General features: G+C 40.5%; 23 protein-coding genes. 3 read left to right on the top strand and 20 right to left on the bottom strand.

Going from position 1 to position 21923, the window contains the following annotated elements; all coding sequences use genetic code 11:
* Positions 1 to 7: 7 nt before the first annotated feature.
* The 5 genes from J6I68_RS14665 to J6I68_RS14685 all read right to left on the bottom strand — a co-directional run bounded on the left by J6I68_RS14665 (position 8) and on the right by J6I68_RS14685 (position 4983).
* Positions 8 to 2437, bottom strand: coding sequence for a hypothetical protein (locus J6I68_RS14665; RefSeq protein ID WP_292221397.1), 2430 nt, complete (start codon positions 2435 to 2437; stop codon positions 8 to 10).
* A gap of 9 nt (positions 2438 to 2446) precedes the next feature.
* On the bottom strand, positions 2447 to 2926 hold the full coding sequence (locus tag J6I68_RS14670; RefSeq protein WP_292221399.1) for a hypothetical protein: 480 nt from the start codon (positions 2924 to 2926) through the stop codon (positions 2447 to 2449).
* A 56-nt stretch (positions 2927 to 2982) separates the two neighbouring features.
* A complete protein-coding gene (locus tag J6I68_RS14675; RefSeq protein ID WP_292221401.1) occupies positions 2983 to 3360 on the bottom strand; it encodes a hypothetical protein in 378 nt (125 codons plus the stop codon).
* A gap of 86 nt (positions 3361 to 3446) precedes the next feature.
* Entirely contained in the window at positions 3447 to 3989 is a 543-nt protein-coding gene (locus J6I68_RS14680; protein ID WP_292221403.1) for a hypothetical protein, read from the bottom strand.
* 7 nt (positions 3990 to 3996) lie between these two features.
* On the bottom strand, positions 3997 to 4983 hold the full coding sequence (locus J6I68_RS14685; RefSeq protein WP_292221405.1) for a ParM/StbA family protein: 987 nt from the start codon (positions 4981 to 4983) through the stop codon (positions 3997 to 3999).
* Positions 4984 to 5217: 234 nt separating this feature from the next.
* Here J6I68_RS14685 and J6I68_RS14690 point away from each other — a divergent pair, with 234 nt between their 5' ends.
* A complete protein-coding gene (locus tag J6I68_RS14690) occupies positions 5218 to 6039 on the top strand; it encodes a ParA family protein (protein ID WP_292221407.1) in 822 nt (273 codons plus the stop codon).
* The gene (locus tag J6I68_RS14695; RefSeq protein WP_292221409.1) at positions 6040 to 7179 is read left to right on the top strand and encodes a ParB/RepB/Spo0J family partition protein; all 1140 of its coding nucleotides are present in this window, start codon (positions 6040 to 6042) and stop codon (positions 7177 to 7179) included.
* Positions 7180 to 7221: 42 nt separating this feature from the next.
* On the opposite strand, the gene J6I68_RS14700 is transcribed toward J6I68_RS14695, so the two are convergent.
* The 3 genes from J6I68_RS14700 to J6I68_RS14710 form a co-directional block, all read right to left on the bottom strand.
* Positions 7222 to 7707 carry a hypothetical protein gene (locus tag J6I68_RS14700; RefSeq protein WP_292221411.1) on the bottom strand — a complete coding sequence of 162 codons (486 nt, stop codon included), beginning with the start codon at positions 7705 to 7707 and terminating at the stop codon, positions 7222 to 7224.
* Between the two features lie 13 nt (positions 7708 to 7720).
* Positions 7721 to 8584: a zinc ribbon domain-containing protein gene (locus J6I68_RS14705; RefSeq protein WP_292221413.1), complete on the bottom strand. Its 864-nt coding sequence runs from the start codon at positions 8582 to 8584 to the stop codon at positions 7721 to 7723.
* Between the two features lie 343 nt (positions 8585 to 8927).
* Positions 8928 to 9437, bottom strand: coding sequence for a helix-turn-helix domain-containing protein (locus J6I68_RS14710; protein WP_292221414.1), 510 nt, complete (start codon positions 9435 to 9437; stop codon positions 8928 to 8930).
* A 211-nt stretch (positions 9438 to 9648) separates the two neighbouring features.
* Here J6I68_RS14710 and lepB point away from each other — a divergent pair, with 211 nt between their 5' ends.
* The gene (gene lepB, locus J6I68_RS14715) at positions 9649 to 11532 is read left to right on the top strand and encodes a signal peptidase I (RefSeq protein WP_292221416.1); all 1884 of its coding nucleotides are present in this window, start codon (positions 9649 to 9651) and stop codon (positions 11530 to 11532) included.
* Positions 11533 to 11595: 63 nt separating this feature from the next.
* Here lepB and J6I68_RS14720 read toward each other — a convergent pair whose 3' ends face one another.
* From J6I68_RS14720 to nrdG, 12 genes are all read right to left on the bottom strand, one after another.
* A complete protein-coding gene (locus J6I68_RS14720; RefSeq protein WP_292221417.1) occupies positions 11596 to 12477 on the bottom strand; it encodes a hypothetical protein in 882 nt (293 codons plus the stop codon).
* A complete protein-coding gene (locus J6I68_RS14725) occupies positions 12477 to 13997 on the bottom strand; it encodes an ATP-dependent DNA helicase (protein ID WP_292221418.1) in 1521 nt (506 codons plus the stop codon). The genes J6I68_RS14720 and J6I68_RS14725 overlap by 1 nt, the downstream gene beginning before the upstream one ends.
* A gap of 18 nt (positions 13998 to 14015) precedes the next feature.
* Positions 14016 to 15278 carry a YqaJ viral recombinase family protein gene (locus tag J6I68_RS14730; RefSeq protein WP_292221419.1) on the bottom strand — a complete coding sequence of 421 codons (1263 nt, stop codon included), beginning with the start codon at positions 15276 to 15278 and terminating at the stop codon, positions 14016 to 14018.
* Positions 15279 to 15870: 592 nt separating this feature from the next.
* Complete coding sequence (locus J6I68_RS14735) at positions 15871 to 16779, bottom strand: hypothetical protein (protein ID WP_292221420.1); 909 nt, start codon at positions 16777 to 16779, stop codon at positions 15871 to 15873.
* A 94-nt stretch (positions 16780 to 16873) separates the two neighbouring features.
* Positions 16874 to 17323: a single-stranded DNA-binding protein gene (locus J6I68_RS14740; RefSeq protein ID WP_292221422.1), complete on the bottom strand. Its 450-nt coding sequence runs from the start codon at positions 17321 to 17323 to the stop codon at positions 16874 to 16876.
* Between the two features lie 60 nt (positions 17324 to 17383).
* The gene (locus tag J6I68_RS14745) at positions 17384 to 17818 is read right to left on the bottom strand and encodes a hypothetical protein (RefSeq protein WP_292221423.1); all 435 of its coding nucleotides are present in this window, start codon (positions 17816 to 17818) and stop codon (positions 17384 to 17386) included.
* Positions 17819 to 17833: 15 nt separating this feature from the next.
* Entirely contained in the window at positions 17834 to 18208 is a 375-nt protein-coding gene (locus J6I68_RS14750) for a hypothetical protein (protein ID WP_292221425.1), read from the bottom strand.
* Between the two features lie 177 nt (positions 18209 to 18385).
* A complete protein-coding gene (locus tag J6I68_RS14755; protein ID WP_292221427.1) occupies positions 18386 to 19318 on the bottom strand; it encodes a phosphoadenosine phosphosulfate reductase domain-containing protein in 933 nt (310 codons plus the stop codon).
* 307 nt (positions 19319 to 19625) lie between these two features.
* A complete protein-coding gene (locus J6I68_RS14760) occupies positions 19626 to 20225 on the bottom strand; it encodes a hypothetical protein (RefSeq protein ID WP_292221428.1) in 600 nt (199 codons plus the stop codon).
* A 10-nt stretch (positions 20226 to 20235) separates the two neighbouring features.
* Positions 20236 to 20580 (bottom strand): hypothetical protein, encoded by a 345-nt coding sequence (locus tag J6I68_RS14765; RefSeq protein WP_292221429.1) that lies wholly within the window; start codon positions 20578 to 20580, stop codon positions 20236 to 20238.
* Between the two features lie 12 nt (positions 20581 to 20592).
* The gene (locus tag J6I68_RS14770; protein ID WP_292221431.1) at positions 20593 to 21069 is read right to left on the bottom strand and encodes a hypothetical protein; all 477 of its coding nucleotides are present in this window, start codon (positions 21067 to 21069) and stop codon (positions 20593 to 20595) included.
* 251 nt (positions 21070 to 21320) lie between these two features.
* On the bottom strand, positions 21321 to 21869 hold the full coding sequence (gene nrdG, locus J6I68_RS14775) for an anaerobic ribonucleoside-triphosphate reductase activating protein (RefSeq protein WP_292221433.1): 549 nt from the start codon (positions 21867 to 21869) through the stop codon (positions 21321 to 21323).
* Positions 21870 to 21923 lie beyond the last annotated feature (54 nt).

Here is a 21923-nt window from a genome sequence, read left to right on the forward strand (position 1 = left end):
CCTTTAATTATTTCCCTCTAAATTTTCTGTATGTTTCAAGGAATTTACGTGAGTTTAGCTTTGAAGCGGCGTGAGTGTGATTATCAACAACGTTCTTATATCTGGCAATTCTGTCTGCGTTTCTGTCATTCCACTCAGTATTAGCCTTATCCTGCTCTTCGTTTCCTGTGTCAGTATTTCTTGACAGAACCTTTTCAGGAGTAATGTCATATACTTTGTAGAATCCTGAGTTTTCATCATTATATCCGCCGATATCTCCGACATATCTGCCGTCTGTAGGTTTGAAGTCGCTTCCGGTGTATGCCACGTTGTAGCATGCCCTGTCATGATATGTGCCTTCTGCATCCTTACCCATTGCATGTATGATTGCATCAGAGCTGTTACCGGATTTACCCGGCTCTACGATGAATCTCACATCCTCAAGGTCACTGAACTCTGGCAGTTTCTCGAACTGACCCTCTGTATTATCAAATGCGCTGCCATTATCATATGCAAGACCATCCTTATATGCTCTGGCCATAAGTTCTTCGTGCTGCATTGCATTTCCATCGCTATCAAGAATTACGTTTCCATCAGCATCCAAGTCATCTGCCATGGCATACAGGCTTGCGCTTCCATCAGAATTCATTGTGATATGGTCAAGGTTAGCTTTAATATCTTCATCAGCAATACCATTGATATCTACGCCACTGAGAATGCTTGCTCTGTCAAAATCATCTTCTCCGCCAACTCCGATAACTGTTCCTGCCTTATCAACACCGTTAGAATGGATATCAAAGACTTCGCCCTTAAGATCAGGTGTCTGCCCTGTAAGGCTTCCAACCACATTCCCTTTAGTTCCGCCAATAGTAACAGCGGCTTTGTTGCCGTTTTCATCAACATAGATACCACTCTGAGTGCCATCCTGATTGAAGCTGATATTCTTAAGCTTAGGAGTTCCAGGTCCATACATATTGTCGAGAAGGGCCTGCTTACTTGCAGGTGACATTGCGCTAAGGGCTCTTGCGTCAGTACCGCCCGCAAATGCCATCTTAGCCATTGATGCATCCATCATCTCAGGAGTAAGCTTTGAAATTGTATCCTGTGCTGTACCAAGTTTCTTTGAACTCTGTAAAAGTCCTGCTGTTCCGCCAACAGACATTTCGCCCGAAGAAAGAGTCTTTAATGGATGTGAAGCATCTTTTATTTTTCTTCCGATCTGCGCCATACCAGGGTTTAATCCACTTACGCCTGCTCTTACAAGTGCGCCGCCTGCTGCATCCATTCCTGCCTGCCCACCTTTTAAAAGTCCGCCAAACTGACGAAGTGATGAACCGATAGAATCAAAAACATTACCACCGGTTACAGCGACAGAAAGACCCATAGTGAACATGTATCTATCTACTCTCTGAGCTGCCCGCAGATATGCAAACATAAATATCCAACCAGTCAGAGAGTTGTCTTCTAAGAGACCGCCTCCTGTGACCATCTTAAGTATGCCCATCATAAATACTGCATTCATAAGCAACAAGAATAATTGAGAAATAAACATCTGAAGATACTTGCCAAAGATACTTCTTGTTATCTTTGAGGGAATGGTTCCTGCCGCTACCGGCATGAAAACAGCAAGTAGGCACGATACTATGTATCTTTCAACTATCTCCACCATAAAGTTAAGTACTTCTTTGGCGAATATTAAGCCTAAAACAATATTGAATATAGCGATAATAGGCTTAAATTGCTGTTCGGTGGCCATCTCCCCGAGTTTTATTGCAGCTTCACCTAGATTTTCGCTTGCTACGACATCACTAAAGCTTGTTCCCCAAAACGCAGATGATAGAGTTACTGGATAAAACACATAGAATAGAACTTTCCATGCATCAATTCCATTCAGGTTTTCAGGTGCTTTCATCTGTTCCCAAAGAAACATAGTTATATCGAAGAAAAAGTCAGCGAATTGTTCAGATAGGAATATTATTGTAAGGGAAACAAAAAGCCCACCTACAAGTTGCAGTGGAGTATCTTTTACGTCGGCTATTTTTACGGTGCCCAAAGCAATCATCCAAAACATGAATATGGTAATCAGGATTGCAATGATCGTTCCCAATACTCTGAATACGGTGTACGTACTCCATTCCGTGCCTGTCATTTCAAAGAAGGTTTTAATGTCAGGTGCAAATTTTTCAAAAAATGTTTGGGACGTTGCCGAAGACAGATAATTATATTGTTTATCTATCCATGCAGTCATACCATTCATTGATTTTGTGGTCACTGCATTTTCGAGGCCATCACTTATTGCTCCTGAAACAAAAGTGATTAAAAGTGAATCGAATATACCAGCACTCGACTCAACTTTTTGATTCTGTACATTTATCATTCCGATCATTAAGGCAACGGCGATTAAAAGAGCCGCTATTACTGACCGTCTCAATTCTTTGCTTTTCTTTAATACTTCCATACACACTCCTTATAATGCTCCTGCTATCCAAAGCCCTAAATGAATTATTGGCGCTAATAAATTCATGACTATTATTGATGTTAATAGTATTTTCACGGCTTTTACCGACATTCTAAGCTGCTGCTCGTCCAAAGAGCTATACGCCATTGATGCAAGCAATATAACCAGGATCAAAGCCGCAAATATCGTGTAGCTATTTACAGCCTTTATGGCATATCCCTTGATTTTTTGAGGTAAGATGTCGTCCGGTATTTTATTAAACCAATATGACTGCAAGAAAAAACTGCTGTGTAGCTCAGAGCCATCTGAATTATCTATCAGAGTTGTATCTACATTGTTATCAATAATATCTGTTTTACCACCTGTGTATTCTGTTGACTGGCCTGATATTGTAGTGTGTCCCTCTTCAGATGCATGTATAGGAACTTTTAATAAAGTGATTCCCATAAAGAAGATTAATATTGACATTAATATTGTTGATTTTTTCATGTTTTTACTCCAAAAAAGGGAGCCTTTTAGCTCCCTTTTACTCTGATGTTGATAGTTTAGGCTGCTCCGCCAAAAGTATTTGCCATCCAGATGATCGTATTAACTACGAGGTTTACAAGGTTAAGTCCGATAAAGGCAATTACAATTACCTTTGCGGCAGATCTTAGTCCTGCTACTGCTTTCTCATTCGAACCAGCAAGCCCAAGTGATAAGAAGAACGCAAGTACAACCCATGGAAGGATCGTCTTGTCTGCAAATGTAGTAACCTCATCCAGTACCGTCTGATTGTTTGCATTAAGTGTAGAGAATAATGTGTCTCCATCTGCAAACACTGATACTGTTGTGCCTATAGTTGTCGCGGCCATCCCTGCCAGGAGTGCTGCTTTCTGAGAGGCTGTTTTGAGCGCTCTCTTTGTTAATGTATCGATCTTCATGTCCAATTCCTCCTTGTGAAAATCTTATTTACGCTTATGATGTAATAAGTATAATACACCTTTGGCATATTTGCAAGGGTTTACTATCATTGGTCTCCCATGAATGAAGACAAGCCTGTGAGCCATGAGCTGTCTATATTCTCATTCTCTGTGGATAGATTTTCTTTTGTCTCATCGCCCTGCTCTGCAACTATATCTTTAGCTTCATCTTTCCTGACCGGTTCTGTAACAACCGTATTTTCCTCTATTGGTTTGGTGGGCGTTTCTTCCTGTTTTTGCGTCTGAACTGTTGTGTTTACAGGAGCTGCCGTATTGTTCGCCATAAGAGTTGAGAGCATATTCAAAAGCCCTGTGGCGTCAGTGCCTGTCTGCTTGTTCTTTTCAATAAGCTCTGTAATACTTGGAAGTTTTTCAACATCCTCATATCTGATGCTTGTAGGATCCTTATATCCGCATAACTTCAAATACTCCGAGAAGAGTTTTGTTATAAAAGCCGTTGCTTTTCTCCTCTGCGTAAGCTGTTTCAAGAAGAAATACAGTGATACTTCTTCTTTCTTGGATGATGAGAAATAAAGGGTCATTTCGTAATAGTTTTCTTTCTTCCTGTTATAGCCATTTCCCTTTGTCATAAATCAATCACCCCTTTGCTGAGGCCTGATACATCTGCTTGATCAAAGCTGCGTAGCCTTTTGCATTAGCCCTTGCCGGGTCTTTAAGATAGTGCTGGTTCATAATGACCTTATTCTTGTTGATAAAAGGTCTTAACAACTTTGAACCGCCGCCAAGGAATACAACCGGAGTTGCAGCAAAACTGATGTTGCACTGTGAAAGCTCATTAATGATGTTCTCGTCTACCCATTTCTGCACATCAGCCATGATGAGCCTGATTACTTCCTCAGAGAGCACTGTCCTCTCTTTGTTTATCACGCACTCAATATCCTTGTTGTCAATTGATACTCCCAGCGCACGTTTGCAATCAAGGACGATATTCTGATACATATAAAGGATTCCTGATTGTACGGAGATGCATGAAGCAGTATCTGGCGTGTGGTCGATAAAAGGAATGACATCCATTGTTCCACCGCCGATATCTACTGCGACAAATTTAGGATAGTTCTTTATGATATCATCGTCTGTGTTCACAACAATTGCTGCATAGTCCTGAGGGAATACCTTGCAGAATGTAAGCTTGAATGAATATTTAAGTCCACAGTATTCAAAATCAATTCCATCCTTCATATAACTCTCAAGGTACTGGATCTTTTTCTGTGCAGCTCCCTTTGCCATCATGTGTGAAGGCGGAAGTCCTACTCCAAGTGCAACTTCTGTATACTTAGAGATTTCGCCCTGTATATTCCCATCCTGCCCTACCTTTTTAGTTGCCAGGTATCTTAGTTCCTGCGCAATGCCAAAAAGAACAAGCACAAGGGAACGTTCATTAACTGTCTTGTCCTCAAGGTATTTAAACCTCTTCTGGCTAGGGACGTAATATACTCCGTTGTAAAACAGATATTCATTTACCATCGGTGGCAGGATCTCGGAACTTGTATATCCTGCGGGCATAGTTGTATGAGGGCTTTTAATGTCATAATTGCCATCATCTATTCCGGTAAAAAACAACATGTAATCCAATCCTCCTTATATTTACTAATAGTGTATTTATGATTAGTGTAGTATCGTTTAGTTAAAAAGTCAATAATTTGTCCCGTGTAAATTTGATTTTGGTGGTGGACATTTTAATTCTTGTCGGGGACAAATCCATAGCCGTACAAATTTATACTTTAAAACACATTTGTGTATGTTTGTATTGACTATGAACCTTTGGGTTTTGTATACTTGTTTTTGGAGGTTTGAGGTATGGAAAAATTATTGATTTTTAATCAGAAAGGCGGAGTCGGCAAGTCAACTTCCGTTGTCAATATTGCTGGCTGCCTGTCACAGAAAAAGAAGAAAGTTCTTGTGATCGATATTGATGCACAGTGTACAGCTACTTCTTATCTAAGGACCATTGAAGGGGATTGTGAGAACACATTATTTGATTACATAATCGATGAAGCATCTAAAGAAGATGTCATCTATAACATTAACTTTAAGAAATGGTCCAATAAAGTTCGTGAGTATATTCCTCAGGAAACAAATATCAGTCTTATTCCATCTGATAAAAGATTTAATACTGAAGTATTCAGGAAAGAATGGAACGATTATGATTTCTTTAAAAGGTTCTTCACTCCAGACCTTGAAGAGAAGTATGATTACTGTATTTTTGACTGCCCTGGATATATCAGCTCTCTTACAGAGAGTGCGTTAAGAGTATGTGACTATATTATAGTTCCGGCATTTGCTGATATGGATTCACTCGTAGGTTATAGTGACCTTATTGATACCAAGAACAGGATAAGAACAGAGACGGACAATACCGGCCTTGAGTTGTTAGGAGTTGTATTCACTTCTGTATCAGGTTCTGTAAACAGACAGATCATTGCATATTGTAAGGAGCAGATGGGTGTCGAGACAATCTTTAAGTCAACCATCAGAAGAAAGACAGTTGCTCTTGATGCAAGAATAGTAGGTAAGCCGATCTCTTATTATAAGCCGAAAGATACATTGTCATTGGATTACATAGAGCTTACCAACGAGATAATCAAAAAGATAAATGCCGCAAAGAAAGGGAGAAAGTAAATGGCTGTAAATATATCAAGTACTGACTCATTAAAGAAACTTGGAAAGATTACAAAAAAGAGTGTAGAAGAATCCAATTCAAAGCTTGTAAAGGATATCCCTCTTGATGAGATAGTTCCTAACCCCGATAATACAAAGCTGTTCACGATGGAAAATGTCGAGGGCTTAGTAGAGAGTATCAAGAGTATCGGCTTTAATGGTGCGATAGATGTGTACCGTCTGCCTAACGGAAAATATCAGATATCATCCGGGCACAGAAGATATGCAGCGGTAAAGAGGCTTGAATGGAAGACTATTCCCTGTATAATTATGGAGCCTGAGGATGATATTCTTGTCAGGAAAAAGCTTGTAGAAAGTAATATAAACACCCGTGTTCTTTCACCTATTGAGCTTGCAAGGTCTATTCAGTATTATGAGCTTATTCTGAGAGAGGAAAATTTTAAAGGTGATATCAACACCCGCCTTGGAGAGATATTCAGCATTTCAAGAACCAAGGTTTCAAAACTTAAATCACTTTTAAAACTTGCTGATGATATTCAGGAACTTGCAAAAGCAAAGAATTTCCCATATGAAGCCTTTGAAGATGCCGTTAATTTCCCAGCTGATAAACAGAAACAGCTTGCAGAAAGACTTAAAAAGCATCTTGAGAAAAACCCTACATCCGAGATAGATACTCCTGTTGTCAATATGTATGTAGGTGAGATAAAGAATGAGCTTCAGATTGAAAAAGAACGTAAGGAAAGAGAAAAGCTTGAACAGGCTGTACAGGAACATAAGGAGCTGATAGAAGAGAAGCTTGCAGAGAAGCTTGCAGAGAAGATTAAACAGGCAGAAGAGTCTGAGGACGAGCTTGAACCTGAGGATGTAGACCTTTTAGAACCTTCAAGCATTGTGGATTCTCTTCCAAAACTTGAAGAACAAGATAGACTTCCGGCTGATTTTGGAGCAGAAGAAGATAGTTACGAAGAAGTCCGGGATGTTCCGATAGCGATGGAAAACGCAAAAGAGCCCGAAACACAGTTATATGCTTATACCGATAGGATGGAAGAGGAGATTACAAGAAACAAGTTTAATAAAGCTACTAAAGAAGCACTTATAAAGAAGCTGAATAAGCTCATAAAGATCCTTGAGAGTATGTAAAGAAAAAGCCTCGCTAATTGATAGCGGGGCTTTGATTTTGCCTTATTTTACAATCTCTGCGTATAAGATCCTGCTGATAAGCGTTGTTCCATCCGAACGCAAGTTAACTGCATCTTCCGGCACATAGAGTATCACGTTGGCATCTTTTTTTCTGATCTTATTGCCAGTCTTGATAACGCTCACATCATTGCCGTTAACGTCAAGAGTGAAGGTATATCTTACAAGTTCCCTTGCAAACGTCCCAGAAAGCCCCTTTTCGGTCTTATCGTTGTTTTCAATATCCTTTACTTTGCCTTCTATAATGAGCACTTTATTTGCAAAAAACGGATAGCTCCAGGAAATGCAGTACGCAGCGTAAGCTATAAGGATTATAAGTGTAAAAAGAGCAATATTTAGCGACTGCATACCAATTGTCAAAGACAGGCCAAAGATTATCAGTCCTGCTCCCAGCATTATAAATGATATGAGTTGTCCTTTTATACATGCCGGTAATTCTTTGTATGCTAAAAACGAATTATTTTTCTTCATATATGCCTCATTATCAGATGAAATTGATCATGCCAACTACAACGACGATTACGATAGCAATAAATGAGATAGTCTTAATGACCATTTCCGTAGTAACATGCTCTGTTCTTGCATCAATCTCTGCGGTCACATAGTCATAATAACCATCAGCATTTGCGTTGTATGTAGGTTTCTGCGGCTCTGTGCTTTCAGCTTTCGCACGTTCTCTTTTAAATGCTGCTCTGGGTGCACTTTCCTCAGGTTCTTCATCATATGAAACATCTTCGGATTCATCGGGTTCTTCTGCTTTTACTGCTTTGCCTTTTCCAATGATTGCCTTTGAATTATTTACAATATTGGAAGCAAAATTTCCTGCAAAGCCTGCGAGCTTTTTACTCTTAGATTCATCATTAGAGGTTTTTTCTTCTTTATTATCGTCAGGCTTCTTTTGCTGCATTGAGGCATAGAAAGCTTCCATTTCCTTATCAGTTGAAATCTGTTCTTCCTCAGCCGCTTCCGGTTCAGGTTCGGGTTCAGGGGCTTTTCTTACCGGCTTTCTGGCCTCTGGCTCAGGTGTGGGTTCCGGTTCTTCGTAAGCAGGCCCTTCAGGTTCATCTACGACAGGATCTTCAGGCTGCTCTATCTCCGGTTCTGGTGTAGTGTCGTATGACTTATACACAGGTGTTTCAGTTTCAGTATAAACCACTTCGGGTTCTTCTACTTCCTGTATAGGCGCGGGCTTCGGCTCAGGCTTCTGAACCCTGGGCTTTTCCTGTATAGTTTCTTCCTTTTCCGCTGATGGTTTCTTGTCTGTAAGAGGTTGCGAGCATTTAGGACATATATTAGAATCCTTGTCTATGAATTTATTGCAGTGCGGGCATCTTATAAGCTGTGCCATGAAAATCCTCCTTTGAAAAAGTGCGAATGTTTATACAGTGATATTACACCATTTGTGTATTTTTTACAATACAAAAATAGCAATAAAAAAATCACCCACTCTGTAAGAGAGGATGACTGTTTTACCGACATTCACTTGTCGGAAGGCCCTTATCTCAAGGGTATAAGCTGCGGCGAGATACTCGTCTCGCTGCCGCCAATAACAAGAGAATTTTTAAGGAATTGGATTAATAATAATTTACACCCTTAGTGTATCGAATACAAGAGTTTTTTAAAAATTTGTCAAAATATACAAAAAAATATGCCAGCTGAGGCTGACATATTGCAATTTTGATATTTACTGTTTATCTTATACGCTTGGGCTGCGGGAATGAATCAGGTGTACATGCATAATACTTAAAGAACGGTGCATGTCTCACAGACTGCTCTGAGCATCTAAAGACATCTTTCCGTTTGTTGTATATGCCCCATTCACCATAATTCTTTTGCCCGTCACTATATGTAATGAATACAGGCTTGCTGTCATAAAGAACAAGGTCTTTCTCGTCGATCTCTACGAGGAAGTCGTCAAGAAATAGAAAACCTTTTGAACCAATGGATTCATTCTCAATAGAACTTCTTCCGATAAGGAAATCAACAGTTATTCCAAAATAATCAGCTAACTGTACAAGAACCTCGTAGCTTGGTCTTTTTGCTCCGATTTCCCAGGATGAAAGTGTAGATACCGGGAGCTTCTTATCCATTCCGCAAAATATAGAAAAGCTCTCGCAAAATTCTCCCTGTTTTAATTTCCTGCTTATTCTGATGGATTTTAATCTGTTTGCGAACAGATTACTCCTTTGTTTTGTAGCCATTTTAATCCCCTTTCGTTTTGTGATCTAGCATATCACTATCTTGATGTAACACTATATAAGTGTACACTTATATTTAATATACCATAGAAAAAAAATAATTGTAAAGTTTTCGTAGTTGCAATATTACACCTTTTGGTATATACTATAAGTGTATTAAATGTGATATACTGAATTAGATAATATCACACTTGGCGTATAGAAAGGAAGTAGTATGAGTAAAAAAATAATATCTCTGATAATGATATTTATGATGTTCCTGTCTTTCCCTGTAGTTTCTATGGCGGAAGATAAGGTTACTGGTGATGGGGAACAGGTGATTAAAGAAGTATCTGTTTCTATCCCGGATAATTACGCTGAATGTACATTTACCCTGCAATATGAAAACGAAGAATTCGCCCCGGATAATGTAGAGCTGTTTTCTCCTAACAAGAAGGCTTATGGCTTTACAACTGATTCGGTATCGGGTGCTGTGAGCTGTACAGTTCAGAACGTAACGGCAGGAGAGTGGACTGTAAAAGCAACAAAGATGTTCCCTGCAAGTGCAGAAAAGAAAGAGATCTGCAAGATCACAGTAAGTGTAAAGTCCTCTAATTCAGCCGCTAAGGATGTAACAGGAGACATCTCTTTATCAAAGGAGATCTCAGGCCTTAGCTATTACTGGAAGGATGACAACATTGTTGTAACATGGACTGACGAGAGTGTTGGCAACGTGGATGTTACCGTTACAGACTCTAAGACATTAAAGATCCTTGGCAACGAGAAAGTAAAGCAGATGTATTACGAATGCCCTGTGGGTGACAGCGTAGACGAAATTATTTTGAGTGTTGTTCCTGCAACTTCATCCGGCATCTCCGGCGCAGAAGTAACTTATGTCATAAGGAATAATTACAATCCCGATGCTCAGATTGTTTTTGACTCATCAGAATACATCAACACCGCAACAAGACACGGTATTGCAACAGTAGGAGAGCAGTACACATTAAAGTATGTTGACAATGGAAATATCGTTGGGGCATCCGGCAAGCTCGAAGTAGGTGACAACGACTTTGAAGTACCGGTCACAGAGGGCGATAACAATGTTATCGTTTATGTGGTAGATGATGATGGTAACATGAAATCATTTACGGATTTCGTTATCGTTGATACTGTACCTCCAATTCTCAAGATAGAAGATGATATTTCCGGCACAAGTACCTATAACAACTCAATCTCTTTTAGCGGTAACGTATCAGATTTTGAGACCTTGTATAACGGTACGCAGGAAGTAGAAGTTGATGAAAGAGGCTATTTTGATGTAACAGCTACTCTGAGAGAGGGTAATAACGAGATCACCCTTGTAGCAACGGATAAGGCAGGGAACAATGCTACTTATACAGCATATGTTGAAATGCTTGTAAAGAAAGCTCCTGCGATTGGTCCAATACAGATAGCGGGTATTGTACTTTTAGTCATTGCACTTATCCTTTTGGTAGTATTTATCATCAAAAAGAGAAACGGTGGTGACGGCGGTTCAAAGAAGGGGAAGAAAATCCCACATTTTGAAGAGGATGAAGAAGAGGAAGTAGAAGATAAGCGTAAGGCAAAGGAAACAAAGAAGTCAGAGCCTATTATTGATAAGGGAATGCTCTTTTGTTCGATAATCATTCTGGCAGGGTGCTTGTTCTTGAGTATCTTCGTTGTCCAGTTTACTCATGTTGAGAGCGGTTCAATGGAGCCTACCATCATGACGGATGAATTTACCATAGTCAATAAACTCGCATACATGACAAAAGAGCCTCAAAGAGGCGACATCATCGCATTTAAGTCAGAAGAATATAATAGATACCTCTTAAAGAGGATCATTGGAGTTCCTGGCGATGAGATAGAGTTCCATGACGGATATGTATATATCAATGGTCTTATCTGTGATGAATCAGCTTATCTTGATGAAGATATTGAGACTAACTGTGATAAGTCCTTTACTGTACCTGATGGCTCATACTTCGTGATGGGAGATAACAGGGAACACAGTACAGACTCAAGATTTTTTAAGTCTCCTTATGTCTTGAAGGACGACATCATGGGACGTGTTTTCTATCATTTCAGCTTCGGTTGATATATCTGATACACCAAAAAATATACCCCTTTAGCTTATATCTGCTAAAGGGGTATTTTTTACTTAAAAAGCGATGAACTGTAAATACTGCTTATTCTCCTGGGCTGTTATGGTAAACTCTGCCGCCGGATGCGCGCTGAGATGGTTGATGAACTCTGTCCATCTTTTCCCAGTTTTCTCAATTGCCTTAGGCCCGAAAGCTACGGTTCTTTCTTTACCGCTTGCATCCAGTACTCTAAGGGTCTTCCATCCGTCCTTGCTGTCTGCAAGGGGAGCTTTAGCCTTAACCTTGAACTTCGCCTTTGTCATCTCGACAACATTCGAAGGCTTTGGGGCTTCAGCCTGAGGCTGAACATTCTGCTGTTCCTTAGGTACTTCCTGAGAAGCTGCATCCTGTGAATTTCTCCAGTTTGCCTGATCCTTAGCTGCTTTTTCCCTTATCTGTTCAAGCTCGTCTTTACGCTTCTGATAAGATACAACGTATCTCTCTGCGATATGACGAAGATCGTGAAATGATATGGGGATATTGCAGAAGATCTTCTTGCCATCTTCGCCGGGGACAGAAGCATTGATACAGTAGCCACCATTTGTTGAGTTCATGATGCCGATAGACTTCTCAGCATTTTCTCCGGTAGTATACTTGAATGCTTTAGGGTACTTCTCGCCTGCCTGTTTCTCATTGGCAAGAATCCTTTCCATTCTTCCGTGAAGAATGTCATAAGCCCAGTTATCAAAACACTGCGCTCCATCCCTAAGACACTCCATATATATATCAAAGCTTTTTCCTTTGCCGCTTGCGCCCTTCTCAATAAAACTGAATTTCAGCTTATCAATGCCATAGGCGGGATAGACTTTGATGCCCCAGTTCTGAGTCCAGGTATCAAAAATCGCATTACTTGTCATCTGTTCCTCAATATGACTAATGGTACGACTTGCCTTTGCCATTACGCCACCTCCTTAATGTGCTTTTTCTCAGCATACATCTTTAAGTATTCTGAGAGCATTGTTGTTCTGAGGCAGGAAGCCTCTGTTTCTATTGCCTTTTTTACAGCTTCAGGCTCGCATATAAGAAAACATTCTTTTTTCGCCCTTGTTACTGCTGTATAAAGAAGATTTCTCTGGAGCATGGTTTCATGTTCGTTGAGCATCAGAGTGATAACGCTCTTGGCTTCAGATCCTTGGCTTTTGTGAATGCTCATCGCATAGGCCAGTGTGATCCTTCCTGTCAGCTCGAATTTATCGAACATTACCTCTTTACCATTGACTTTGATTGACACAAACATGTTATCTACAACGTCTTTAATAACGCCGATATCACCGTTTGATGCGTCATCATCGTTCTGTAAAAACATTACCATATCACCTGTCCTATAAAACTCCCTCCCAACTTTTATTTGGGCTCTTGGGTGAGGGTTTACAATCTGTTGGATTCTTTTGTTTACCTCAATAGAACAAGTATCTCCATGCTGCCTGTACGGAGTTAAAACCATTACATTCTGTACTCCATACTTTTCAATTTCCTGCTTGTAGAAATGCAGGATCTGATCCATTGCACTGCATCCTTCAACCGGTTTTGAAAGGTGAAAATCCTTTCCTGCGTGAAGATGCCAGTCGCCGTTTTTGATAAGTTGTATATTATCGGCAAGATCTGATTCACCTTTTTGTCTGAAGGTCTTTGTAAGCCTTGCCACAGGAACTACTTTCGATGAAATAATATCCCTTAGGACTGCTCCTGAACCAACAGAAGGGAGCTGATCTGTATCGCCTACCCATACAACACGCTGTCCTGTCTGCACAGCCTTTAAGAAGGCTTCTGCAAGGAAATCGTCAAGCATTGATACCTCATCACAGATGGTAGTATCTATACTCTTATCAAATGGTTTTGGCTCCATCTTATCAGGATTGATCTCAAGAAGTCTGTGAGCTGTCTTTGCATCAAAGCCGGTACTCTCAGAAATTCTTCTTGCAGCCTTTCCAGTTGGAGCACAGTACAATATGTTTTTATCACCCAGCATGAGAAGAACATCATTTATGACATTCAACACGCAGGTTTTTCCGGTACCAGGGCCTCCTGTCAGAATAAGAAAAAGATTATTACATGCTGCCTTAACAGCATCTCTTTGTCCTATGTGAAGTTTAAGGCCCTTTATCTTTTCGACTTCATTGATCTTTTCGTCAAGGAGCTTGTCAGGATAAACCCTGTGTGGAGCATCCATAACCCTTAAGATATTAAGGGCTATGTTTGCTTCTGCGGATGCGTAGGGTGGGAGAGTAATGTAAACTTTGCCATCAACCTTCCTTGCTACGATATTTCCGCTTTTTATATCAGAGTTTAAAAAGCTTAAAGAGGCGTCGCCCTTAAGCTTTTTTGCTACCTGATGAAGATAATCTTCACTCAGCCAGGAATTTCCTGTCTGGTTAAGAAGCTCCTCAATAAAAGCAGCATTGCTTTTAATTTTAGGCATTTGTGCCTCCCTTCCTCTTTATGCATCGAGGTTTTTATATGTTGCCTCGTATGTTTTTGTTTTTCCTGTTGGCTTTGCCTCAGTACGGACTCTTGTATAGGCTGTTGGATTTTCTGTCTTAAACTGCTTGGCATCAAATACAGTTACCATATACTTGTCCTTAAGGCCAGGATATTCTTTTTCGAGCAAATTCAGGTCAATATGAGCCTTTTCTACAGTCGAGGCAACATTTATGCACTCAACCTTTTCTCGGGGCGTTTTGACCTTAATTTTGATTGTTTCCTTGCCTCTGCGACAAGTAATGTAATCAGCATCTCCGACAACGGGAGAGAGGATGGCAATAAGTTCTTCATCCATCGCATCCATTTCTTCGATCTGTTTTTCGAGCTGCGCTCTTTTTTCTTTTCTGTCGTAGAGTCCTTTAAGAAGCGAAAAATAAGCAGAAGGAAGTATTGCGTCCTTCTTGCCGTTAGCTGATGTTCCGTAAAGTCTTGTGTAATAATTAGCAAGAAGAGCCGGATCACAGTTTTTTGTGTCCCATTCCTCACCGTCCACTACATCCTTTGCGAATTTCTTTTCAGCTTCAAGCATCTCATCTTCAAAAGCAAGGTTTCTTTCAAGAGGAATGCAGGCAAATTTCTGAAGGCCAAACCCCCATGCACAGCATATAAACGCATAATCCACATTTAAAACTGCCATGTAGTGATTAGGCTGATAGAAGTAGTACTCCGGGATTATCCCGTTCTGCCATTTAGCCAGTGTCTTTCTTCCGGTCTCGCCGTCAGGATTTGTTGTCTTATACTCCAAGACACCTATTCTTCCATTGACTTTGATAAGGCCATCAACATCGGCTACAGCCTGAGGGTATTTAAGACTTCCATCTTCATTTTTGATACCGCACTGATACCAGTGTCTGTCATTATAAATACCATTCTGACAGGCATTGAACTCAGCTATGGTCTTACATACAGTAAGCTTTATACCGTAGTTCTTTTCGAACCATAAGATAGTCATTTCCTGTACATAAGGCTCAAAAATGTGGCCCATCTGCTTGTTTTCCTCGTTAAATTCCTTTTTAATAGCGGGCTTGATCCCTCGCTTTTTGTCTGCAATCTCCTTGGAACATACCCAGGGAGACTCATCCTTTGTCGCAGCAACCTCACTTCCACCAACAGTGCATGGAATATTGTGGAGCTTGCCGGTCCTCATTAGTAGCCACTGCTCATTTGTCATATTTGATGTATCGCAAAGAGCAATAGGCTGTGCATTCTTTCTCGGCATACACATGCCTCCTTTCGTTTGTCAGATATTTATTTAATCGCCCGTAAGGACGTTATTTTGGGAAATCTATATGAAAACGTCAAAAAAGCCGCTTGGAATAAGCGACTTTCATGGATTTAACGATATACTATTTGACGTTATGAATATTATACTATGAGCGTAAATAAAAGTAAAGAGCAAACAAAAAGAGCTCCCTCCAAAGAGAAAGCCCTGTTTTGTTTATTTGAGATTTGACCGTTATTCCTGATGTTCACAGCATCAGGCGGTTGAAGTCTCTCATATATTGACTACTTATAATATACCATCAGTTAAGTTCTCTGTAAATAGAACGAGCTGATAAGAGTTTCTGTAAACTCTTCCTCGCCCTGCGGATGTAATAAAAGAAGTACTGTGAATACTTCGTGCGTCTATATTTACTCCGCTCTTATCAGCATGTCCCTTTAGGTTATATTACAAAAGATAATCAAGTAATGACACGATATCGACTATTATGGTAAGCAGACTGCTTACTATTGATAGCGTTATCATGTACTTTTCTGCCTTCGTCAATATATGATTCCTCCTGAAATCTCATCCGCAGAAGATAAGATTATCAAGATGCTCTTTTGGACTGCATATCGTAGATCTTCTTTGCCTGCTCATTTGCCATCACAAGCTGCTTTACAGTCTCGTAATAAGCTTCTGAGTCTGACTGCTTGCCGCAATCGAGCTGATTAAGCATCCAAGCAATATACTTGGGAGTCATCCCGGCAAGGTCACTTCCGGTCTTGGGACCAAAGTGAACAGTAGTAAGATCTTCGGTAGGTGTATCTGCCTCCTCCTTTTCCTTAAGCTTCTTATCATTCTCAAGAATTACGTCCTTTATCTCATTGGGCGCATCTGACAGATCCGTTACAGTTCCGTCATCCTTGGAATTTGTGCTGCCAGCCTTTTCAGCTTCAAGTGCAGCGGTTAAAGCTTTGGCCACATCCTCAGAAACGGTCTCCTCAGGGAGCTTGTCGTTTCCGGGAGTAGGAGAGGGCTCTTCGATGTCTCCTGTGAAGTCCATGCAGATCCCGGCATTGTACAAAGCAATCTTCTCAGCCTTTGCCAGTGCGTAGTCGATCATGCGGCTGTTTCTGACATCATCAGAGAGTCCGCCGAAAGGCTCAGTTGATGAGAAAGCCTGTGTAGCCTCTGCTGTATACTCATAGGTTTCACCATCAAGTGTTCCTGAAAGAGTGCATACAGCCTTGGCCCACTCACCTTTCCTGAGCTCAACTACTGCTTTGGTATTCTTGGCTGCTCCGTACAGTGCATAAAAGAGCATTCTCTTAAACTTAAGAGGAATCCAGGCAATTGTTTCGGTAGCGCCGGACCCGTCTATCCTCTCTGAAGACTCTGCAAGAACTGACATACCCTTCAAAATCGTGGTAATGTCATCTGCTTTTGCAGTTCCCTCTTTTTTTACATTGATCATATCTGCGAGAACTCCCGCATAGTATTTCTGAAGCATATTCATGTGCATTTTCCTCCTAAAAACAAAGAGCCTTAAGGAGTAATTTCCTCAAGGCTCTTTATGTTTACGTTATTAAGTTACAGGATAGGCTTCCGATTTAGTTGAAAGGAAGCTCCTCATCAAGTCCATCAGGAATATCAAGGAATCCATCCTCATCGGCAGGAGCTGATGTCTGTGCTGCGTTATTTCCGCCCTCAGCATTTCCGTTACCAGAGCTTGCCTTAGCGCCAACGCCGAATCCGATATCCTCAGCCACAACATCGGTAGTGTAGATCTTAACACCATCCTTGTTTGTGTAGCTTCCGGTCTGGATTCTTCCTGTTACCTCGATAGCTGATCCCTTCTTAAAATACTTCTCAAGAAACTCAGCGCTCTTGCCAAATGCAACAACCGAAATGAAGTCTGCTGTCTGCACGCCTTCTTTCTGTCTCTGCTCCTTGGTGAGCTTTCTATCACACGCAACAGTGAGTCTAGCAACCTTGCTATCTCCGTTTGCTCTAACATCAACATCCTTTGTAAGTCTTCCTGTAATTTCTACTTTGTTCATAAATCAACCTTTCTGCGGTGCCCGTGTGCTGTTTTCCGCCATAAAATGTTTTGATAACAATTACAATGCATTAACCATTGCATCATCATCTTCGTTGAAATCTTCCCCTTTAGGAGTATTATCTTCCTCCGGAGAAGTGGGTTCCTCGGTGGCAGTTTTCTCTGTAAACTCCCAACCTTTATCTGTGTGCTGTTTGAACAATGTTAGCTTTTGACGGCCCTCTTTTGTCCAAACATACACTGTAACAACATTTCTGAGATAATCACCTATCACCTTGATATCAGTGACACCCTCAATGCTGTTAACAACATATTTATTTACCGCCCTGATAAACTTTATGTTTTTGTCTTCACAGGGAGATGGCTTGCGGTACGAAACGTCAATGTGTTCCGCATGCCATTGTTTTTTCTGTTCTGCTGCTTTAGCCTTTTCGGTCATTGCTATAAACAATATGACCGGCATCATCAAGCAGAATACAATTACTGCCAGAATCATCGTACCTCCTTTCATTTACAGCGTAATGCTGTCCATGACTGCGCCTTCAGGAAGGGCAGTAGTAGTAGATGCTTCTTTCTTCTCGGGCTTTTTCATTACCTGAAAGCTTGTCATTTTGATGAAGATTTCATCATGACCGGCTTTGTTTGTATACCCGTGCTCTTCTCCAGTGATCATGAGATAGTCGTTTATTTTGACATTCTCTTTGATCTCGCTTGCAAGCTTACCCTCGGCAATTATAAGCCGGTATATGGGTTTAGCTCCCTCACAGTATTCTTGGATTCTGAGCCGGACGAATTCGCCCTTCTTGTTTTTTCCTTCCGCAAAAGCCGCCAAGCTTCCTTTGGATGCTGGCTCTACCTTTGCAGGAGCTATCATTATGGTATTCACTCTACCTCCTTCCTAACGCAAAAAAGAGCCATAGCTATCTGCTATGACTCTTAATTATTTTAACTATGTTCTTTGACGTTATAAATAGTTTAGCATTTAATACACTTAATGTAAAGTACTAAATTCTACAAAAAAATAAAGCGCCTTCAACAATGTGAAAGCGCTCTATTTTTTTAATCAACAGGCACAGTCAAAAATGCTTATCTGACCTTTTATCTGCCCCTTTCTCTTGAGGCGATAACCGAGCCTTCTATATTCATCATACACAGGGCCCCAGATCAGTTCGCACTGTTTTCTCTCGCTAGGAAAGAACTGTCCTAAGGTATCAAGAGTCTGCTGCAAATTAATGTTGTAAGGGCAACCCTTACATCCGGTCCTTTCAAAGTTATAAGGCGGATAATACAATTTACAGAGCTTTATGTTCTCGTGCTTAATGAAATACTCTTCCCATTCATGATCTACAGCTGTGAGGGGCTGGAAGTGTTTGCCAAAAGCAGCATCTACAAGGCACTTTGCCTGGTTTCTTCCACCTTTCTCATCGCCAAGAAGTCCAATAAAGCATATTGGCCTGTCATTAGCTCTTGCGTAGTCCTCCATGGGCTTTTCTTTCATGTTGTAGCAACATTTCTTTGAACACTTAAGCTTAAACTCCGGCGTAAACTGATACCTAAGGCTGTCAGGACATCCGAAAGTCTTGCGGCTTTCTTCAGGATTAAGATATCTGTCAACGGTCCTGCACATACCATTTCGCTGATAGATATCAACGTACATGGAGTGCTCCTTTGACTTAAAGGGATAACCATCCCTTTCTAAAGCGGTCTTTATATTAACAGACGGCTTTATTATCTCTATCCTTGGATCATCCTTTTGCAGCTCAAGAACAAATTCCCTTACTGCGTTAAGCTCAATTCCTGTATTGGCATATATCCTGGGAATCTTATTTCCCGGGACTGCCAAATCAACAAGATGAGAAAGTACAGTAGAGTCCTTTCCTCCTGAGAAGGATATATAGCACTTATCCTCTCCGTACTTCTCAACTATGCTGCGTATTTTTATGATGCGGTCAAATGTAAGAAATTCATTATCTGCATCACACCTTTTGATTGTCATAAACACCACTAACGATTTCTCGTTTCGTGGATAAAGCTATAACCGCCGTGGTCTTATTCTTGTTATTATTTAGTAACGCTCGCAACAAGTTCTTACGGCAAGTGCCGATTTAACTTGTCCGTTACAACCGACACTCCATAGCTTTTTATTTAAAATTGTCTGTTCAACAGTTTTATTTAGGTGGACTTGATACCACACAGACAATTCCCTCTCTTTACCATGCTAGTCTCAAGGGAACCTCGGTTTACCGAGGACTCGTTTATTCCTTTCCTTTAAAAATAGTTATTAGTTTCCTCATAATTGCTCCTTATACTGCAATGCAGTGATTAGTAGCTATCACTTTTGCCATTCTTGAGTACCTGGCATTAAGGTTGAATGTCTCCTCTGTGGAGTTAACAACAATCTTTCCTTCAGGATCTGTGATAAAGTACATCACTCTCTGGGTGCCATTACCATTGTCGTAAATGGTCTGAAACCTGATGCCGTAACCGTTTGGAAGCTTGACCGGATTATCCTTTCTGAGTGAAAGATTGTAGTATCTGTCTCTTTCCAAACGGTTTTCCTGAATCTTCATGGCTTCTTCCCATTTAAGTTCTCTTTCCTTTGCTCCAAGGTTGTATCTTGCCTTTTCAAGAGCCAGGTCCTCTCTGATAGATTCTGCAATTTCCCTGATCTTGTCAGCGATTGCTATATCCTCTATACCAAGAGTAGCCAGCTTTTTCTCAGAGATAGGAGCGTTAAGCTTTTCATCCGTAACAAGGAATCCAACATTATTGACGATAACCCTGTCCTCGATACTGTATGTGCCTTCACAGTCTCTTACTCCGTAGACAAAATAGCCTTTTTTTCTGAGAGCATTGATAAGAGGCTGCTCCCAGCGATAAAAGTTTGTATAGTAATAATTCATGTCACCCTCCTTATACCGCTTCTTTACGGTCAATCTGTTTAATTCTCCCTGAACGGTTTGCTCCGTCAGGATAGTATTCCTCGTATCTTTTATGAAACTGCAAGCCGTCGATGACTTCACCCTTCATAATGAGGAGCTTTTGCCACTGAAGGCCGCCATCGCTGATAAAGGTGATCTCGATGTCATATCTCTGATTAGCAGCATCGCTCCATGTGTTGTCCTCTACTGAAAGAAGCCTAACTTCATGGTAGTCACGTCTGTCTACATACTCCTTTATAAGCTTTGTAATTTCATATACCTTTTCAAGACTCCAGCTATTGCGCGGGTCATTGAAGTTGATAAAAAGTTCGTTCATAAGTGTCCTCCTTCACATTGCCTTATATTCAAAAAATGATACTGAAGAAGAGTTGTGTGTTATCTGATACCTTCCGCCCAGACAGTACACTTCTGAAAGCCAAGAATTAGCCTTCTTGGAAGTTCTGTCATCATCAGAATAGGCAATCCTGTCACACACAAATGCAGGCTGATACTGCTTCTTCACATCTTCTGAAGACAAGGATCTAACGTATTCGTTCATGTAGGTGATATTCCCGTTCTCGGTTTTAGAAAAGAACTGGTCTGATCCTTCAAAATAGTCTTTAATAAGGACTACTTTGTAACCGTACTTCTTATCACCCGTTGCTCCTGTTTCCGACTGATAGATAACCTTCTTGCCAATAAAATCCTTGAGTTTTTGAAAAGGAATCATGTTACCTTTCTTTGCTCCGTCGATATATCCCAAAGGGACACTGGCAACAAGAAATCCATCAAGGGTAAGTTGTCCTTCAATGTCGAAGTTCTTCATTTTTCTTCCCTCCTTAGGTATGAAATTTTAAGTAGTGATATATTTAAACGCTCTGAATCGAGCGGAATTTAAAGAAAATCTATATGAAACGTCAAAAAGAGCCACGGCTATAAAGCCATGACTCTTACAGATTTTTACGCATATTGTTTGACGTTACTGTTATTTTACCATAGGCGTAGTTTTCTTTCAACCTTATTTTTCAACCAAAAACTCCCCTGGCTCTGTGATAGAGCAGGGGAGTAGTGGACTTATTAGATTCTTGAGTTGTCCTTATCATTGTATTTTGAAAGCACAACCTTTCTTTCAGCAAGTGTCTTTTTCATATCAATGACACGCTGATTGGAAGAACCTCTAAATCTTAATGTCAGATCCTTTTTTGCTTCGACAAATTCTCCATCTACAAGAACATCTATTGCAGAGAGGATTGCCATTGTATCATCGCTGTGGCAGCGCTTATTGTCAGAATCTGTCAGTTCTTCAAAAGTATAACCTGAATATATCCAGATAGTTGCTTTCGGAGCTTTCTTTTTTATCCTTTCGATAAGTGGCCTTATGTGTTTTTGGTTGACTATCTCCATTGGCTCGCCGCCAAGGATTGTAAGACCATCTATGTATGATGGTTTTAAAGATTCGATTATGTCATCCTCGATTTTCTTTGTATAGGCTTCACCATAGGCAAAATCCCATGTTTTCTCATTAAAACATCCTTTGCAGTGATGTGTGCATCCTGATACAAATAGTGAAGTGCGACAACCAATACCATTTGCCACATCGTTATAATATATCTGTCCGTAATTCATCTTTCTCCTTTATAAAACAAGGCCGGAATAATCCGACCTTGCTCATTTTTAAAT

It is taken from the genome of Butyrivibrio sp. (assembly GCF_017940685.1).
Lineage (GTDB): Bacteria > Bacillota > Clostridia > Lachnospirales > Lachnospiraceae > Butyrivibrio.

Excerpts from the sequence above, each read along its gene's own strand:
- J6I68_RS14720 (WP_292221417.1), bottom strand. The coding sequence starts at position 12,477 with ATGGCAAAGGCAAGTCGTACCATTAGTCATATTGAGGAACAGATGACA.
- J6I68_RS14770 (WP_292221431.1), bottom strand. The coding sequence starts at position 21,069 with ATGAAGAACTTCGACATTGAAGGACAACTTACCCTTGATGGATTTCTT.
- J6I68_RS14680 (WP_292221403.1), bottom strand. The coding sequence starts at position 3,989 with ATGACAAAGGGAAATGGCTATAACAGGAAGAAAGAAAACTATTACGAA.
- J6I68_RS14735 (WP_292221420.1), bottom strand. The coding sequence starts at position 16,779 with ATGAATATGCTTCAGAAATACTATGCGGGAGTTCTCGCAGATATGATC.
- J6I68_RS14745 (WP_292221423.1), bottom strand. The coding sequence starts at position 17,818 with ATGATTCTGGCAGTAATTGTATTCTGCTTGATGATGCCGGTCATATTG.
- J6I68_RS14710 (WP_292221414.1), bottom strand. The coding sequence starts at position 9,437 with ATGGCTACAAAACAAAGGAGTAATCTGTTCGCAAACAGATTAAAATCC.
- J6I68_RS14705 (WP_292221413.1), bottom strand. The coding sequence starts at position 8,584 with ATGGCACAGCTTATAAGATGCCCGCACTGCAATAAATTCATAGACAAG.
- J6I68_RS14665 (WP_292221397.1), bottom strand. The coding sequence starts at position 2,437 with ATGGAAGTATTAAAGAAAAGCAAAGAATTGAGACGGTCAGTAATAGCG.
- J6I68_RS14755 (WP_292221427.1), bottom strand. The coding sequence starts at position 19,318 with ATGACAATCAAAAGGTGTGATGCAGATAATGAATTTCTTACATTTGAC.
- J6I68_RS14675 (WP_292221401.1), bottom strand. The coding sequence starts at position 3,360 with ATGAAGATCGATACATTAACAAAGAGAGCGCTCAAAACAGCCTCTCAG.
- J6I68_RS14670 (WP_292221399.1), bottom strand. The coding sequence starts at position 2,926 with ATGAAAAAATCAACAATATTAATGTCAATATTAATCTTCTTTATGGGA.
- lepB (WP_292221416.1), top strand. The coding sequence starts at position 9,649 with ATGAGTAAAAAAATAATATCTCTGATAATGATATTTATGATGTTCCTG.
- J6I68_RS14695 (WP_292221409.1), top strand. The coding sequence starts at position 6,040 with ATGGCTGTAAATATATCAAGTACTGACTCATTAAAGAAACTTGGAAAG.
- J6I68_RS14690 (WP_292221407.1), top strand. The coding sequence starts at position 5,218 with ATGGAAAAATTATTGATTTTTAATCAGAAAGGCGGAGTCGGCAAGTCA.
- J6I68_RS14730 (WP_292221419.1), bottom strand. The coding sequence starts at position 15,278 with ATGCCGAGAAAGAATGCACAGCCTATTGCTCTTTGCGATACATCAAAT.
- J6I68_RS14760 (WP_292221428.1), bottom strand. The coding sequence starts at position 20,225 with ATGAATTATTACTATACAAACTTTTATCGCTGGGAGCAGCCTCTTATC.
- J6I68_RS14685 (WP_292221405.1), bottom strand. The coding sequence starts at position 4,983 with ATGTTGTTTTTTACCGGAATAGATGATGGCAATTATGACATTAAAAGC.
- J6I68_RS14725 (WP_292221418.1), bottom strand. The coding sequence starts at position 13,997 with ATGCCTAAAATTAAAAGCAATGCTGCTTTTATTGAGGAGCTTCTTAAC.
- nrdG (WP_292221433.1), bottom strand. The coding sequence starts at position 21,869 with ATGAATTACGGACAGATATATTATAACGATGTGGCAAATGGTATTGGT.
- J6I68_RS14700 (WP_292221411.1), bottom strand. The coding sequence starts at position 7,707 with ATGAAGAAAAATAATTCGTTTTTAGCATACAAAGAATTACCGGCATGT.
- J6I68_RS14765 (WP_292221429.1), bottom strand. The coding sequence starts at position 20,580 with ATGAACGAACTTTTTATCAACTTCAATGACCCGCGCAATAGCTGGAGT.
- J6I68_RS14740 (WP_292221422.1), bottom strand. The coding sequence starts at position 17,323 with ATGAACAAAGTAGAAATTACAGGAAGACTTACAAAGGATGTTGATGTT.